Origin of the sequence: Lentibacillus sp. JNUCC-1 (genome assembly GCF_009741735.1) — a bacterium.
In the GTDB taxonomy this organism is placed as follows: domain Bacteria; phylum Bacillota; class Bacilli; order Bacillales; family Amphibacillaceae; genus Lentibacillus_B.
The window spans coordinates 1062360-1079405 of sequence record NZ_WHOH01000001.1; the positions used below are offsets into that span (position 1 = coordinate 1062360).

General features: G+C 42.1%; 10 protein-coding genes and 3 pseudogenes. All 13 read right to left on the bottom strand.

The genetic code is table 11. The features are described 5' to 3' along the window. Positions 1-18: 18 nt before the first annotated feature. The 13 genes and pseudogenes from JNUCC1_RS04930 to JNUCC1_RS04990 all read right to left on the bottom strand — a co-directional run bounded on the left by JNUCC1_RS04930 (position 19) and on the right by JNUCC1_RS04990 (position 16926). Positions 19-1082: pseudogene (locus JNUCC1_RS04930) on the bottom strand (Gfo/Idh/MocA family protein). Between the two features lie 22 nt (positions 1083-1104). Continuing rightward, positions 1105-1971 (bottom strand): sugar phosphate isomerase/epimerase family protein, encoded by an 867-nt coding sequence (locus JNUCC1_RS04935; protein ID WP_156644397.1) that lies wholly within the window; start codon positions 1969-1971, stop codon positions 1105-1107. A gap of 28 nt (positions 1972-1999) precedes the next feature. Next, on the bottom strand, positions 2000-2983 hold the full coding sequence (locus JNUCC1_RS04940; protein WP_156644398.1) for a Gfo/Idh/MocA family protein: 984 nt from the start codon (positions 2981-2983) through the stop codon (positions 2000-2002). Beyond that, complete coding sequence (locus JNUCC1_RS04945; protein ID WP_156644399.1) at positions 2983-3927, bottom strand: Gfo/Idh/MocA family protein; 945 nt, start codon at positions 3925-3927, stop codon at positions 2983-2985. The genes JNUCC1_RS04940 and JNUCC1_RS04945 overlap by 1 nt, the downstream gene beginning before the upstream one ends. A gap of 20 nt (positions 3928-3947) precedes the next feature. Then, a pseudogene (locus tag JNUCC1_RS04950) lies at positions 3948-4819 on the bottom strand (sugar phosphate isomerase/epimerase family protein). A gap of 21 nt (positions 4820-4840) precedes the next feature. Continuing rightward, positions 4841-5869, bottom strand: a complete 1029-nt coding sequence (locus JNUCC1_RS04955) for a family 20 glycosylhydrolase (protein WP_197431636.1) — start codon at positions 5867-5869, stop codon at positions 4841-4843. Positions 5870-5884: 15 nt separating this feature from the next. Then, positions 5885-6888 (bottom strand): annotated as a pseudogene (locus JNUCC1_RS04960) (asparaginase). Positions 6889-7000: 112 nt separating this feature from the next. Then, on the bottom strand, positions 7001-10123 hold the full coding sequence (locus tag JNUCC1_RS04965) for an alpha-mannosidase (RefSeq protein WP_331713607.1): 3123 nt from the start codon (positions 10121-10123) through the stop codon (positions 7001-7003). 80 nt (positions 10124-10203) lie between these two features. Further along, a complete protein-coding gene (locus tag JNUCC1_RS04970; RefSeq protein ID WP_331713608.1) occupies positions 10204-11811 on the bottom strand; it encodes an extracellular solute-binding protein in 1608 nt (535 codons plus the stop codon). A 91-nt stretch (positions 11812-11902) separates the two neighbouring features. Then, positions 11903-12814 carry a carbohydrate ABC transporter permease gene (locus JNUCC1_RS04975; RefSeq protein ID WP_331713609.1) on the bottom strand — a complete coding sequence of 304 codons (912 nt, stop codon included), beginning with the start codon at positions 12812-12814 and terminating at the stop codon, positions 11903-11905. A 14-nt stretch (positions 12815-12828) separates the two neighbouring features. Beyond that, the gene (locus tag JNUCC1_RS04980; RefSeq protein ID WP_331713720.1) at positions 12829-13776 is read right to left on the bottom strand and encodes an ABC transporter permease; all 948 of its coding nucleotides are present in this window, start codon (positions 13774-13776) and stop codon (positions 12829-12831) included. A 255-nt stretch (positions 13777-14031) separates the two neighbouring features. After that, a complete protein-coding gene (locus tag JNUCC1_RS04985; RefSeq protein ID WP_156644401.1) occupies positions 14032-16281 on the bottom strand; it encodes an AraC family transcriptional regulator in 2250 nt (749 codons plus the stop codon). Positions 16282-16305: 24 nt separating this feature from the next. Continuing rightward, a complete protein-coding gene (locus JNUCC1_RS04990; protein WP_156644402.1) occupies positions 16306-16926 on the bottom strand; it encodes a YesL family protein in 621 nt (206 codons plus the stop codon). Positions 16927-17046 lie beyond the last annotated feature (120 nt).

Consider the following 17046-nt stretch of genomic DNA (forward strand, 5'->3'; position numbering starts at 1 on the left):
CCTCATTTATTCATCCAGCTAATCTAAATAAACTTCTTTGCCTGTTTTAGCAGATTCATAAATCCCCGCGAGGATCTTCATTATCTCAACCCCATCGTTAACCGGTGCGATGGTTTCTGTTTCACCTTTGACACAGTCCACAAAATGATCAATTTCATTTTGGAACCCATCCATCATATCAAATGCAGCAGCATCGATCTCAGGTGTCATGTTCAAAATCGTGTTATGCCTCTCGGTTGTCAGATTAAGACGCGGGTCAATTTCAGCACCGCCCTTTTCACCAAAAACCTTGAGCTCCCCGGAGTCACCTTTGGCGTGAAGGGAGAAACTGGCATCAATCATAATGGAGGCCCCATTCTCAAAGCGGATCAAAGCGTTGACCATATCTTCCACAGTATTGTGTTCAGGATCATAATCGGCCGCTTTATAAAATGATTTATTCTCAATATGTGACCGGTTGCCTAAACGATTGTAAGTGTTTCCGCTGACAGACACCACTTTTGGCTTGCCCATCAAATACCAAGACAGGTCAATGACATGCACGCCGATATCAATCAATGGTCCGCCACCTGAACGCTCTTTATCCGCAAACCAGCCCCCGGGTTTCCGATAGCCCTTATATAAGAAGCTTTTGCATAATAGAGCTCGCCCATATCGCCTGCATCGATGAATTTCTTCAAGACCTTGGCGTTGGTGCCATGACGTCTGACAAACCCTACCTGCATGACTTGTTCAGGATGGGATTTAGCAACTTCTGCCATTTCCAGTGCTTCTTTCACTGTTTTGCAAAGCGGCTTTTCAACCAGCACATGTTTACCAGCATTGAGGGCAGCGATGGAAATTTCCGCATGGGAGTTATTCCACGTACAAATACTGACGGCATCAACCTCATCCAATGCCAGCAAATCATGATAATCGGTAAAGTATTGACTTGCTCCGTACATATCTGCTTTATCTTTGGCACGCTGCTCATTTAAATCACACACTGCTGCAATTTCAACGTTTTTGTTTTGCTTATAAGCCTCAAAATGCAGTTCTGATATAGAGCCAGCTCCTATAATACCTACTTTGATTTTTTCCATTGTCTCAACCTCCTCTATTCAGTTAAACCGTTTCCCATAGTTTTTTGACGTTGTCCATACTGATCTTGGCTGCTTCCTGGCACGTTTCGAGACCTTCAAACTCTATTGAAATGTACCCGTCATAACCTGAATCTTTAATGGCTTTAATGATTTCCCGCAGATCAATGTCACCGTGTCCTGTAATCGCCCCTCTCAAATAATTGCCGGCGGTTGTTGTAAGCCATCCAGGACCAGGATGATACCAAGACCGAGGCCGCTGATAAAAATCTTTTATATGAACCATCGAGGCGTATGGCAAGTTGTTTCGAACAGCAGCCACGGGTTCTTCATCTACACATAGAAAATTTCCTGTATCCAGTGTTGTTTTGAAGTTGGGACGGTCTACCTCATGGATGATGCGCTGTATGCGCTCGCTTGCCTGAATGTAAAATCCATGGTTCTCTATACTCGTTGTAATGCCATATCCCTGGGCGTAATCTGCAATCCGTCGACACGCTTCCACCAATCGGGGCAGGTCTTCTTCAAACTGCCGGTAAGAGGCTTCCTCAGGGGGTTTGAATGAGACATCATGGCGCATACGTTTTATCCCTAGCCGGGCTGCGGTGTCAACTTCTTTTTTTACGCGATCTATTTCTTTCTCAAATTCTTTTTCTGATCCGGGCAAAAAGTCGGCTCCTATCGCATAATTTGAGAGCTCAATATCCCGTTCGGCTGCTTTGGCCAGCAGAGCTTCAATCAGGTCAGGATTATCTGTTAGTGTATAGCCCATAGGAACGAGTTCCACATGCTTTCCGCCATGATCTGCAGTCCAGTCGACTACATCCAGAATCGTCATGTCCCCGCTATTCAGGGCTCCGACAAGGCTGTAACTGCTCATACCAAGTTTCATTTACGATTACCTCCAATATCTGCAAACGTCAGCTGCGGTGAATTTCGACAGACTGCTTAGTGCGGTCAGATGCGTAAGCGCCTTTGACCACTTCAAGTGTCCGCAGCCCATCTTCTCCGGTAATAAAAGGTTTTCTGCCTGTTTGAACACAGTTGATAAAATCATTGACGAGCTGTTCATTCATATCATCCGCCCATGGCTGTTCAGCAATATTGCTATCTTTATCATTGTAATAGAGTGAATGCTGTTTAAATGCATCCACATATAGGGTCCCTTCCGTCCCGATAAATTTCATCGTGACATTTCCCCATGTAGGGTACGTTTTCGGCCGAGACCAGCTGGGATCAATGGAGACGATCATGCCGGAGTCCATTTCCAGCATAACGGATCCGCAGTCTTCTACATCAATATTGTAAAAACGAGTGTCAAACTCGGCGTGGACGCGTTTTGCTTCATCGTTAAACATCCAGCGCAATACATCCATCAAATGAACGATATGATCGGTTGCCGAGCCACCGCCTGATAAGTCTTTTTCAACGAACCATCCACCTGGCATCTGTCCGTGGTTCGTCGCATTCACCGCAATGACATCACCTACCTTGCCTGCCTGTATGAGGTTTTTAGCTTCACGAATGGCTGGAATAAAACGGACAGGATAGGCGATTTGCAATGAGACACCATGATCATCACAAACTTGAATCATTTCCTTAGCATCCGCAATTTCAGTAGCAATTGGCTTTTCACATAAAATGTGCTTTTTATGAGCGGCTGCCTGGAGCACGTGTTCCTTATGGTTCGCATTTTCAGAACAGACAATAACAGCATCGAGGTCTGTTTTCAGCATGTCTGATAGTTCTTCAAAATAAGGAGCTCCATATTGCTCACTGACCGCTCTTCCGCGTTCTGAATCTGCGTCCCACACAGCAGCAAGTTCAGCTTCAGAATGTCTCGTGACGATGTCAGCATACGCGTAAGCATGCATATGTGCAAAGCTGATAAATCCGATTTTCATTAGGAACCGCTCCTTTCCATGTAAACAGGCTCACCTGTTTCAACAGATTGCCGCACAGCTTCTGCCACCTTCATTGCTTCGAGAATATCCGCTCCTGTTACAAGCAGCTCTGCTTCTTGATGTGCAACATCCGCAAAATGTTTTATTTCGCGTTCCAATACAGAAACAGCAAGAACATCCCCTTGAACTTTTTCAGATATGTTCAGAACAATCGGCTGGCTGCTGGCAGAATCATAGGAGAGCATACCCGAATCACCTGTTAACTCAAAGCTGGCACTGCCTGACGGCTGAGCCCATGATAACTCAATGTGTGCGATGGACTGATCTTCCATCCTCAATGTCACAGCTGCATATTCAACTGTGTCTCCTGCAGCATTTTGGGTTTGTATGTGTTTACCTAGAACATGACCCACAGAACCAAACGTAGACAGCAGCCAATCAAACTGGCTTAATCCGAGGTCAAGAAAAATATCTTTCTCCACACCAGGATGTTTGGACCCTTTTGCAAGACGTAATACACCTGTCTTTCCGATGGCTCCAGAGGCAACTTGACCACTTGCATTCTGGTAAGCTGGTGAAAATCTTAATGACCCAATCGGGTGTATTCCCACGCCTTTTTCCTGACATGTTTCAATCAAAGCAGCAGACTCTTCAACCGTGCGAGCAAATGGGATATCACACGTCACGTGCATACCAATATCAGCTGCTAGTCGTATCAGTTCAGGTCTGTTCTCAACAGGAACACTTATATCAACCCAATCAACCTCTTGTTCTTGAAATGCATTCAGACTATTAATACACAGTTCTTTCATTTCATGCGTCAAATAATCTGTTTTATTTGAGAGGTCTAACACTCCCGTAACAGTGAAATCCTTGATTTTAGACCATGCTTCATACCGCTCTATCAGCTGTTCCCCATAGCCTGCTATTGCGACTCTCGTCATATGAGACACCTCTTCCTTTATTAAGCTTCTTCCCAAAACCGTCTAATATTGTCCATACCAATTTTACTCGCTTCCCGACACGCTTCCATACCTTCAAATTCAAGTGAGATATACCCGTCGTATCCCGAGTCTTTAATTAGTTTAACGATTCGTCTGATGTCCACGTCCCCTTGGCCAACGATGGATCCGCGCAGATAATTGTCATTGGCCGTTCGGATCCATTTCCCGCCCCGGGGTTTTTATCATACGGGCGAATATAGAAATCCTTGAAGTGTATCAGCGATGTGTAGGGCAAGTTTTTCTTAACACCGACAATTGGATCTTCGTCAACACATAAAAAGTTGCCAATATCCAGTGTGGTTTTAAAATTAGGCCTATCCACTGCTTGAACAAGCCGCTGCACACGATCGCTGTGCTGGACAGCCATACCATGATTTTCAACTGTCGTCGTAATGCCGTACGGTGCAGCATAGTCAGCAATCAGGCGACTCCCTTCAACCATCTGATCTAAATGCGTTTCGAAATAGGCAATGGTTCTTTTTTCCGGCGGAAGTGTAAACGCTGTCACGTCATGACGCATATGCTTGATTCCCATTCGATTCATAAGATCAACATGTTCCTTAATCCGGGCCACTTCTGCGTCAAATTCTGTTTGGCTCTCCTGAACAAAATTCGCCGGCATAGCATAGTTGGACAATTCAATGCCAACTTCATTTGCTTTGTCACGGACTCTGTCAGCCAGCTCAAGATTGTCAACGAGAGTGAAACCATAAGGCACAATTTCCATATGTTCGCCACCATTATCAGCAATCCACTGAACCACATCCAATACATCCATCTCTCCTGCTTTAATCGCATCCAGTAAGCTGTACGTGCTTAAACCAAGTTTCATATCTGATTTCTCCTTTTAAATCTACTTAAGCTGATGGGTTATGACATCAAGGGTCCGATATAGTTCCTCCAGTTCTTCCAATGCGTCATCTGGTTTAAAAGTATTTGGCTTCATATGGTTGAATTTATCAAATGATGCTTTATCCCAGCCATGCCAAGAAGTTATAAGCATTCCAGGCATTCGGTTTCCAGCATCCCGTTCCTCGGCTTGGCGTTTGCTTTCGTTCAGCAAGTCCACTGCCGCTTCTGTATCAAACCAACAGGCTGGAATGACAGTAAACCCTTTATCTATGAAAATACCAATGGAAGGATAGGCTTCCAGCTTTTCATAATGCCAATCCATGATGACGATATCTTTTGGAATATGGTCAATAGCTGATGACGTGCCGAATGTGTCACCTTCCCATTCATTATAGCCTGTTGCTTCACTGCTGTTAAGACGGTCTCCCCACATAAACATCTCTACCTCACGTGTTTCTACCAAGTGGCCGTACATATCCTGAACAGCTTTCGCAAACAGCTCCCCGCGATCTTTACCGCTGCAGCGCGGACACTGATCGTCTGCAAGCGCAAATACTTCATCCATTCCAACGTGGAATGCATCGGCGTCAAATGCATCAAGCAACTCATCCATAAGATCAAACACCACCCCATTCACATCTGGGTGCAATGGACACCAACTCGGGGCAAAAAAGGCCGGCCATTCAGCGTCCTCAGGCACATGTGGCGTTTCATCAAATTCCGGATAAGCCTTCAAGAGAGAACTGCGTCCACCGCCCCAGCCCTGATGGCCGAGACATTGCATGAGGGGAATGAGTCGAATCCCGTTCTCTTTGCATACTGCAGCTATTTCTTTTGCATCTTCTTTCGTTAATGTGCCACCGGTCACCTCGGGGTGTGATTCAAAAACAAAATCTGTATTGCACTCCAACACAAGATGATTAATGCTTTTAGGGGCCAGAACAGTTTCAATAAATACTTTGAAGTCATCAACCAAATCATGAGAGCCGAATCGCAAATGGAAAGCCCTTACTGGTTTACTTTTATTCAACACCAACAACTCCCTTTAAAAAGTCAGTTTGAAAGAAGCTTCTTTATGTCCAACACGTTTATCATTATCGTTGAAAATGTCTTTACCGGAAATCTGATACAGTCTATTAATGGTATCTTCATTCTCATACCCGATTTGCTCTAAAATCGATGCCACGACAATCGGCCATTGTTCCTCTGTCCCGTCCAGGACTTTAAGAGAAAAGCCAAGTTGTTCTTTTTTTAGACTAAAGCAATACACACCTTGTGCGCCGCCTTTGGCCACAATATTTTTATCCATCAATAAACTTGTACAGATCGCGTCTGTACCCGAAATGATATCCGGATGTTCATTCATAAGCGCAGCTATATCGGTAACAGCCTTCTTCAGTGATCCATCCGTGATTAACTCAGGACGAGCAAATCTTAAGTACATTTCAGCGATTTTGTTTAACGGCAGTGCATAGACTGGTACGCCGCAGCCATCTACGCCCCTTACGATCTCACTTGTTTCACTGTCAGACATCATACTGAGAGCCTGAAGTATTTCCTGCTGAACCGGATGTTCCGGTTCGTAATAACCTTCAATTGAAACACCCAGGACTTTGGCAAGTGCAATCATGCCCAGATGTTTACCGGAGCAGTTATGGTACAGTTTTCGCTTCGGCTCACGCTGAGCTACCAGTTTATCTTTAGCCCCGGATTCAGCGGATATGCTGGATGGCATAATAGTGCTTCTTCCGGCACACCTATTTTCTCCAAAAGTTGCTCAAGTTCTTTAATATGAAATGCTTCCCCTCGATGGGAAGCTGTAATGAGTGCCGTTTCTCTGTTCGTCAAGCCGAAATACCCCTGTATATCGTGCTTAATAGCAGGGATGGCTTGAACAGGCTTAAATGCAGAGCGCAAGAAAGTCATGTGTTGTGGCTCTCCCGCACTGTATTGAATATTGCCCTCTATATTCACACCACATACGTGACCAGGATGAATATTTTCCAAAATTTCATTTCGATAATCACTCGCTAAAATCACAGAGCTCATGACCCTGCCTCCCTCACACAAACCATTCGCGGCAGATCCAGAAAGCCAACTGGACCTGCCGTGATTGATTTTTTTGGATTTCTACAGTTGAAATCATGATGCTACTCTAATGTTACTTCTTGAATCTTACTAAGAATGTCTTGATTTCGTATGGTTTAATGTGAAATTGGATACCCCCCAGATTTTTGGTGTTGTTGAGTGGACGTTCCATCAAGTCGCACTCCTGCCATTCTTCTATTGACCAATCACTTGAGAGCGTTGCGTTTACCCGTTTTCCATTGTATTCATGGACCCTGATAATTACAGCATCTTCATATTCTGCCTTCTTAACGGCATCAATCATAATGTTGTCAGTCGAGCTCTCAAGCAGGGACTGGCCGCGCTGGGCAGCTTCCCCTTCTGCAGATGTCAACGGATTGTTTAACTGCCATGCCTCACGGACAGTGTTTCCTTCTTGCCAGCTTCCGTCATGCGGAAGTAACGAGTATGTGAATTGATGTTCGCCAAGGTCGGCATATGGGTCGGGATGAATTGGCGACTTCAATAATGACAAACGCATTGTCTGGTCTTTAATGTCATAACCATATTTACAATCATTCATCAAACTGACACCATAGCCGCCTTCAGACAAGTCTGCCCATTGATGCCCAACAGTTTCAAAGCGGGCATAATCCCAGCTTGTATTCCAGTGTGTTGGTCGTTTCACGTTACCGTATTGAATGTCATAGGTAGCCTCAGTCGAGCGAATGTCCACCGGGAAAGCAACCTTCAGCAACCGCTGGCGCTCCTGCCAATCAACATGGGTTTTAAAGTCAATCCTGCGCGAATCGGCATAGGTAACCATGTCCTGGCTGATGACGGATGAACCGAATTTCCATTCAAATCTAACCACAGCTTGAAGGCTGCCATTCTCAATACATTCGACAGAGACGAGGTCTGTGACTTCAGTCATTTTTTCCTGATAGAAAATATCAATATCCCAAGCGTCAAACATCATCGGTTTGTCTTCAAAAGTTTGCAATACATTGCCGCGGGCTTTAGGTGCCAGCACTTCACGGTCATATTCTAAATCAAAAATCTTGGTTAATTGTCCCTTGTCATTCCAGCTTATGTTGTAAAACGGAGTACTCAGCCCACCTTCATGTAATGTAAAAGGACTGTCTTCGTTGAGTCCAGCAGAGGCTTTTTTGAACGTAACAGAAGCATACCCCATTGAAGGCACATCTTTCACCTGAACATAATGACCGCCATCTGCACGCTGGGCATCCAACCATGTCCCATTTTCATCTTGCCATGTGCCATCTGCATCCACATCGATATAAATCAGGTCGTTACGCTTCCATGGAGCCGAGTTAAATACGGTCCATGTATTCTCATTTTGACTGAGCAACGACGTGCTCGCCTGTGCCCAAGCGTCACGCCCCCACTGTTCAGCTTCCTGATATTCTACCTTTGCGTCTTCGTAAACTTCAGTAATCGATGAACCGGGAATAATGTCATGGAACTGATTACGCAGGATGGTTTTCCAGCCGTCTGTTAACGCTGTGGCTGGGTAATCAGCCATTGTCTTAGCTTCTAAGCCAGCCAATACATTCAGCCATTCAGTTTCACGGTACAGCAGTTCCAGTTTTCGGTTCATACGTTTAACGAAGGCTTGAGAGGTGTAGGTCCCTCTATGAAACTCGAGATACAGCTCGCCATCCCAAGTGTGTACATACCCTTCCGTATTTTCAATGTTATGATGCAGCTGCTTGAAGAAGTCGCCGGCACGTGCAGGCTTGGCATGAGGTAAACCCGGCATATCATCAATGCGCTTGCGCATCTCGAGCATATCACGGTTTACTCCACCGCCACCATCTCCATAGCCATACGAAAGAAGCAAATCTTGGTTGATATTCTTGTCTTTATACTCCTCCCAAGATTCTTTAATGACCTGAGGCGTGACAAAACCATTGTATGTATAATAAGTCGATTCCGGCCAAGGCTCCGCAGTCGTGATAAAGTGAGTCAATATTTCGCTGCCGTCAATACCCCGCCAGTAAAATGTATCATGAGGCATTCTGTTATACTGGTTCCAACTGATTTTTGTTGTCATAAACGTTTTAATGCCGGACTTTTTCAAAATCTGCGGAAGTGCCCAGCTATAGCCAAATACATCCGGCAGCCAGAGGTATTCGGTTTCTTGATTGAATTCCTCACGAAGAAAATTGGATCCGAGTAACAATTGCCGCACAAGGGACTCTCCCGAAGGAATGTTGCAATCGGCTTCAAGCCACATACCGCCTTCTGCTTCCCAGCGTCCTTCGTTGATTCGCTGTTTCATTTGTTCGTAGATTTCAGGGTAGTCTTCTTTGATATACTCATATAACTGTGGCTGGCTCTGAAGGAATAAATATTCAGGGTATTCCTCCATCAGACGTAAAACAGTTGAAAACGAACGCGCACCTTTCTCACGGGTATGCTTAAGTTGCCATAACCAAGCCACGTCAATGTGTGTGTGTCCGACACAATGAAACGTCACATCATGGTGCTTTTCAATTTTTTTCATTTGCTCTGCTAAGTAATTCCCTGCTTCATATACGGTTTGATAAAAGGCATCAGAACCGGGATTTAGCCACTCGATTAAGTTTAAGGAATGGTTAAGCGCCTGCAAAAGCTGATGTTTCTCAGACTGTTCGTCTGTAAGAACAGCTACGGTTTCGATAACAGCACGGGCATCATAATAGTACGTATCTACTTTTTCATCTAACCAAGCAAGATCGGCACGTTTGAATTTATATTCCTGGTCTTGAGGCATCCCGCCGCCTTCCATTCCAGACCAGAGACGGAAATCCAGTACTGCCGTCGCTCCCGCTTTATCACTTGGGAAAAATACTTCTTTATGATTGGAGTCCACTCCCTGATAAGGTTTCCCGTCAAGGAAAAGCAGTGACTCAAACCCTGAGTTGTTGCCGCCTCCTGTATTGCCAAAGTCAAAAACCCCGACAATTTTCTTCTCAGACCAATTGTCAGGTAATATGATTTCTTTGGAAAGCCACGCATAAAGATCTCGACCTTTCCAATGATCCCCTATTGATACGGTTTTTGCCCCAACTGCGGGTTTGTCAGATGGATGCGTGCCAATTTCTCCAGCATCTTCTACAAATTGCCATTCCTTCAGGCTGGTTTTATCTCTATACCTGTATTCTGATAGTTCATTAATTCTTGCTTGGGCTTTTCTTTCAGTGAAAAACACGTTGTAATGACCTCCCTCAATATCTTTATTTCATTTTATGGTGAAGGCTTGTATACACGATTGTATACAAGCCCCCAGTTTTATTCGCCTGCTTCTGCCCAGCGATCGTAGGCTTTCTGATGCAGTTCTACATATTTGTCAACATCCATGTTTTCGATGGTTTTGATATACTCATCCCACTCGTCAAAAGATTTCACGCCTGTGATGAATTTAGCTTCCATTTGTCTTACATATGATTTTAGATCAACTTCGATTGTGTTGATTTCTTTTTGCTCATCACTTGAGAAGTACACTAGAGGAAATGGAACTTCGCCGTAAGCATCAATTTTTTCCTCTGTTTCTGCAGTCAAATACTCATCAAACTCAGATAGTTCCTGATACTGTTTTGGTGTTTTCAAAGTCGGTGTTACGATACCATAGTCCGGTGTTAAAGTGGCCCGATATTCTTCTCTTGATTCATATCCTTCAGGTGGATCGAGTTCAATTTTCGTTTCCTTATTTTCATCCCATTCCCAGATATAGCCTTCAGGCCCCATATTCAGCTCTTCCCAGCCATCTTGTGAATAAAAGTAGTCCACCCAACGCATAGCTGCTTCTGGATTAGGATTATCACTTGAAAGAGCAAATGCACCTCTTTGAATTCCTGAGTTCATTGGCACAACGGGCTCTTTATCAGGATCTTGTGTTAAAGGATAAAACATAGGATTGTTCATAGCTTCTTCTTCAGTCTCACCTGTTGTGAAGAAGGAGAACCAATCAGGAAATACTCCAAGACGATTGTTTTGCCCTTTAGCCTTTTTCTGTTCATCTGATTGCGAAAATGTTTCTGGGTCAAGAAGTTTTTCTTCATACAATTTGTTCATATACTTGAGATACTCTTTATACTCTGGCTGAACGGGGGTATATCTGACATCACCGTCTTGTTCTTCGATACCCCATTCTTTCATACCGAAAGCAGCCATAATCCAAGGGCGTGTGCTGTCCATTTCAACATCGAGCAATGGAATCTCATCGGCTTCACCATTTCCATTCGGATCTTCATCACGGAAACGCTTAAGTAATTCATAAAACTCATCAGTGGTTTTTGGAAGTTCTTCAACACCTAAGGCATCTAACCATTGACCATTATACCAGAGCGGGCCTCTGATCCAGCTTGATGAATACTCGGTGCTGACCATTGGCAATGTGTAAATATGCCCGTCTAAAGATGTAATCGACTTTTCAATGTCAGGTCTATCTTCAAGCATTTGTTTAACGTTAGGTGCATATTCATCAATTAAGTCTTCAAGTGGAAGCAAGATGCCTTGCGCACCGTAGTCAACTTCCATCGCTGGTGTTAGATTTGATGTACCAGCACCAAAAATCACATCCTGAATATCACCACTTGCAAATGCTAGGTTCAAGTTTGTCTGAAAGTCATTCAGTGGTGGTGTATGATAGTCAAAATAAACATTAGTTCTCTCGGAATACTCTTGAAGAAAAGGCATATCCTCCCACTCAGCCAATCCTGTTCCTGGTGCGATCATTGAAAGTGTAATCTCTTCATCGACAATTGGATATCCTTCTTTATTAACTTCTACATCAGCTGCAGCATCATTGTTTTTATCATCGTTGTCTTCTGAAGAACAAGCCGCAAACAAGCCTAGTGACAGTACAGCGATGAAAGTCAGCATTAATAGTTTCTTCACGTTATTTCTCCCCTTTTTAATTTATAAAATTAAAGCATTACATTGCATTAGAACTGATTAACCGAGCATCACCTCCCTTATTGCCGACCGATTAACCTTTTAATGAGCCAATCATTACGCCTTGCACGAAATATCTCTGAAGGAATGGATAAACGATGATTATTGGCAAGGTTGAAACAATCATGACCCCGTATTTAATGATTGCCGCCAGCTGCTGTTTACTATGCATAATTTCAGCCATGCTGCCAGTCATATTGGTATTTTGTGATGCCATTTCCTGTAATACTAAAATTTCTCGCAGTACCATTTGTAGGGGGTACAATGAACGGTCAGACAGATAAATTAAAGCGTTAAAATAACTATTCCAATGTCCCACTCCGTAGAATAGAGCCATTACTGCAATAATCGGTGCTGAGAGTGGTAAGACAATTTTAAAGAACAGTTTAAAATTAGAGCACCCGTCAATTTTAGCGGATTCCTCCAATTCAGTTGGAATCGTACTCTGGAAGAACACCCTTGCAATGACAATATTCCAGATGGCCGCTGCGTTTGGTAGCACCATAGCCCAGATCGTGTCAATCAATCCCAAGTTTTTGACGACCAAGTATGTTGGAATTAAACCACCTGAAAAGAACATTGTCAGGACGAACATTCCTGTAAAGAAATTTCGGCCGACGAAGTCTTTTCTACCAAGGGCATATGCTGCTGGAAGGGTTACAGCCAGGTTGATGGTTGTACCGAGTACCGTATAAAAAATTGTATTTAAATACCCACGCCAGATTGCATCATTTTGAAAAATCAACCTGTACCCTTCAAACGTGATGTCTTTTGGAAACAACCACATCTTTCCAGAGTTAACGGCTGCGGGATCACTGATTGAAGCACTAATGATATATATCAGTGGATAAAGCACGACTGCCATCGCAATTGTCAGAAATGAATAGTTAAAGATTTTAAAGGTTGTATCAGCTTTTAAATCTTTGATGTGTGTATGTGAATTCACGCCTTATTCCTCCTTTACCATAGACTGGTTTCGCTGGTTTTTCTTGCGATTTGGTTAACCGTTACAAGTAATATTGCGTTAATAATCGCATTGAACAAACCAACTGCTGCCGCAAAGCTATATTGTCCGTCCAATAGTCCAGCCTGGTACACAAATGTTGCAATAACGTTGGAAGACTCCAAGTTCAATGGGTTCTGCAACAAGAGAATCTTTTCAAAGCCCATTGCCATAATATTACCGACGTTCATAATCAACAAAATAACCATCGTTGGAATAATGGTAGGAATATTAATGTAAATAATACGTTGCCAGCGTGTAGCGCCATCCACAATTGCCGCTTCATGCTGCTGAGGGTCCACTGCTGATAATGCAGCTAAGTAAATAATTGTTCCCCAACCTGTGTTTTGCCAGACACCTGACATAACATAAACCGTCTTAAACCACTTTGGGTCTTCCATAAATGGAATCGGATCAAAGCCAAGTAGTTGAATGGCATGGTTAATGATACCTGTTGCTGGTGCAAGGAATGCAATAACCATACCAGCCAACACTACAACTGAAATGAAATGTGGGGCATATGTAATTGTCTGTACCGATTTTTTATAAAAACCATCTTTTGCTTCGTTAAGAGCAAGTGCCAATATGATCGGTAATGGGAAACCTACGATCAGCTCGTATATACTAATACCCAGCGTGTTCTTTATGAGATCCCAAAAGTAGTAGGAATCGAAAAAGCGTTTAAAATGATCAAAACCTACCCATTCGCTCCCCCAAATCCCTGCAGCGGGCATAAAATCTTTAAAGGCAATTTGTATCCCGTACATAGGAAAATAGTGAAAGATAAGAAAGTATAAGAAAGCTGGAAGAATTAATATATACAGTTGCCAGTTTTGGATGATCCTTTTATTTCTTTCTCGTCTTCTTTTTTGTCTGAAGTACTTTTTACTATGACCTTGTGAAATTGCGTTGTTTGATTGATTATTCACATCGATCGCCCTCCTTTTATGTAACTGCTTTCATTTAATCACGCGAAAAGAAATTGCTCAATATGTGGTTTTTGTATTCGTTTTCATATATGAGTGCTTTCCTAACACAAAGCCTACTTCATCTTGATTTCCAATCTATTCAATATGTGGTTTTTATTATGATGTGTGAAATTTATGCTACTATTGAAGGTCGAAAAAAAGCCCCGCCGCTTGGTGTCAGGGGCGAGACTGTTATTTACTGTGCATTTTTCTGTATTGTCCTGGAGTCATTCCTTCTATTTTCTTAAACTCACGGGTGAAATTTGACACGTCCCGGTATCCCACATCCGTGATAATATCTTTGATTAATTGATTACTGGACAGCAATTGTTTTTTTACTTCCTCAAGACGGAGGGAAAATACATAGTTAGAAAATGTTGATCCAAATTGCTCTTTGATGAAACGGCTCAAATAAGGTACAGATAATTTGAATTCTGCTGCTAATTTTTCGAGACTCATATCGTAGGCTTTAAAGTTGTTATGGATATAATCTGTCATTTTAACCACGAGTTGCTCGTTAAAATTTGATTTTTTCGTAACAACTATACGACAAACTTGATCAATCATGTTGTGTAGATCTTTTTTCAGCTCTCTCGGATTTGAAAAATTGACAACTTGTTCAATGTCTGTAACTTCTTCTGCAATCCCCAAATCAATAATGGTTTTAACAATAGTATTTACAATGTCGAAATACACAGCTTTCATATAATTCATTTGTATGCTTGATTGGTGTACAGATGCAAAGATATTCTCTAAAGCCTCGTTAGCTACCTCATGATTCCCTTGTCTTATACTCTGAGTTAATTTCGTCAGTTCTTCATGTGGATAGCTGATTTCTTTAGTCTCATTTACGTCCCGGTCTTGATAAAAAGCAATTACACCGGCTTCAACTTGATCTGTACTGTGTTGCAGATGGGTGTTCATTGCTGCCAATGCCTCAATATACGACCTGTTCAACAATCGTAGATCCTGATAAGGAAGACCTGCACTCATATTAGGACTTAAGGTAAATGTCTCGTATATATTTTCATTAATCACTGTGATGATCTCTTTACGCTTTTGAACGGTGCTCTCCAATGAATAGCTGGTGGATATAATCAAGGCAAGAGCGTTTTCTAACGAATCCACCGCATGAATCTTAATACCTGATATTTCTGTTGTCTCAAGGTACATAATAAGTTCTTCCTGAAGTGATAATTGGTCCCGGTCATAATCACCTAAAGCCGGAAGCTGTACAATTGCTACAATATAAGCGCCTTTATACATCGATATATTTAAAATCTTGAAAAGCTCTTCATAATCCTGTTCTAGGTTGACGTTCCCTTTGAGCAATTTAAGTAAAATTTGTTCTCGTGCATATGGCTTTTGCATCATCATGGCACTACTCAAGTTTTCATTTTGTTCATAAATTTCTGAAATAGCATCATCGAGAAGGGTGAATTCATTTTTACTCAAGCTCTTTTCAGAAGGGTCTTTATAATTCATTTTGCTTATAAGCTTATGAATAGGCTTGTATTGACGATTTCCAAGAAAAATAGCAATGATGAAACCTGAGATCAATAATAAGACTAGTAAACTAGCAAAAAGCAGCTTTTGCATAAGGAAAACCTTGTCAAATTCCTTCATATTAATAATTGAAACAACGCTCCAGTCATTGTACTCCGATGCGACAGTTGAGATAAAATAAGTTTTTCCTTTGTATTTAAGCTTTTGTTCTGCGTTCTTTTTTTGAATTGCTTTATTCAACAGACCAGTATTGATGTTCTCGTCTTGTTGAGATGATAAAATCACATCATTTGTAGCGTCCAAAAGATAGGCATTCCCCTGGAAATCATTCAAAATACTCTCCAGAGATTGGGTTACTGTAGATTCTTGTAAGGTATATACGACCGCTCCGTACGGGTTTGGATTACCAGTTGGTATGGGGTGGATGGATATAAGAGTATGGTCAAGTAAGAATGTTTCATTTGTTGTCGTTCGGATTTTTTTCTTGAAGTCCTTCATGGCCCATTGCGAAAAAGGTGTAACATTTTCAAGCAAGGTGTTCAGATGATAGGATCCCTCAGAGGAGAATATGTTATCATCTCCTCGATAGTACAGGTAAATGTTTTTTAGTATTGCACTATTGTCTTTATAATTCTTAAGTTGAGTGATCGCTTCTTTGCTGTAATAATCATGATTGACCGAATAGGGCGTGAGATGATAGTCATTTGCAATTCTGGCGGCAATCTGGTCAAGTTCTTTAAACCGTTCAGTTGTGTAACGTTCTGTCTGCTGTGCTTTGTTCTGAATAGAATCCTTTGCCTGATCACGAAGATCCGCTATTGAATTATGATACAAAAAGACACTCATAAGCGCGAAAGGAACAATAAAAACAAATAGATAAGATAAGGTATATTTTAAGAATAATTGTGAGCGAAGTCTTTTTATAAGCGTTTTCATTGTCTGCCCCCCTCTACGCAAGAATCACGGGTTCTTTTTCTGTTGCACTTTATTAAACGCACTATAGGCAATACGCATCGTCGGATATGCAATAGCGGACATGCCCATAAATACAAACACAACCGGTAACAGTGCAAACAAATAGTATAAAATAATCATGCACACGATCATACCAATTGTTTCTAAAGGGTTGGAAAGCATTAACAAGAATGATTGTTTAATATATTGCATGGCTTTTAATTCATAATGTACGAACGTTGGGAATATGTAGCATAATGTCAGCACGTAAACCAAAATAATACCCAACAAAATGATGTGAAGAAAGAAAGAATTCAAAAGCGATTTAGAAATAAAGTAGTCATAGCTCAAAAACAAGCCGATCAGAAACATTACATATCCTAGACCATTCACTTTCAGAAAGTATCCTTTATAATTCGCTAGAAAAGTTTTAAAAATGGGGACATCATAATCATATTCCGTCCATTTTCTGACGACCGCATACACCCCCGCGGTGGCAGGGAATAAACCAAATAAAACCAGTCCAAGCAACGTAAACGCCACCCAAAGCACTTGCAGATACATCAATTTAAACAACCAATTCCCTATATCATAAACCCATTTAAAGGCACCGTTGAGATTATTCATAACATCACCTGCTTCAATTCATAAAAATACACCTTATAATCATAAAACTTTCGCGAAATTTGTCAATAGGGATCTTGTCCCACATAAAACAGTCACCTTTATGAAAGAGCCAGGCCCCAA

Excerpts from the sequence above, each read along its gene's own strand:
- JNUCC1_RS04935 (WP_156644397.1), bottom strand. The coding sequence starts at position 1,971 with ATGAAACTTGGTATGAGCAGTTACAGCCTTGTCGGAGCCCTGAATAGC.
- JNUCC1_RS04940 (WP_156644398.1), bottom strand. The coding sequence starts at position 2,983 with ATGAAAATCGGATTTATCAGCTTTGCACATATGCATGCTTACGCGTAT.
- JNUCC1_RS04945 (WP_156644399.1), bottom strand. The coding sequence starts at position 3,927 with ATGACGAGAGTCGCAATAGCAGGCTATGGGGAACAGCTGATAGAGCGG.
- JNUCC1_RS04985 (WP_156644401.1), bottom strand. The coding sequence starts at position 16,281 with ATGAAAACGCTTATAAAAAGACTTCGCTCACAATTATTCTTAAAATAT.
- JNUCC1_RS04990 (WP_156644402.1), bottom strand. The coding sequence starts at position 16,926 with ATGAATAATCTCAACGGTGCCTTTAAATGGGTTTATGATATAGGGAAT.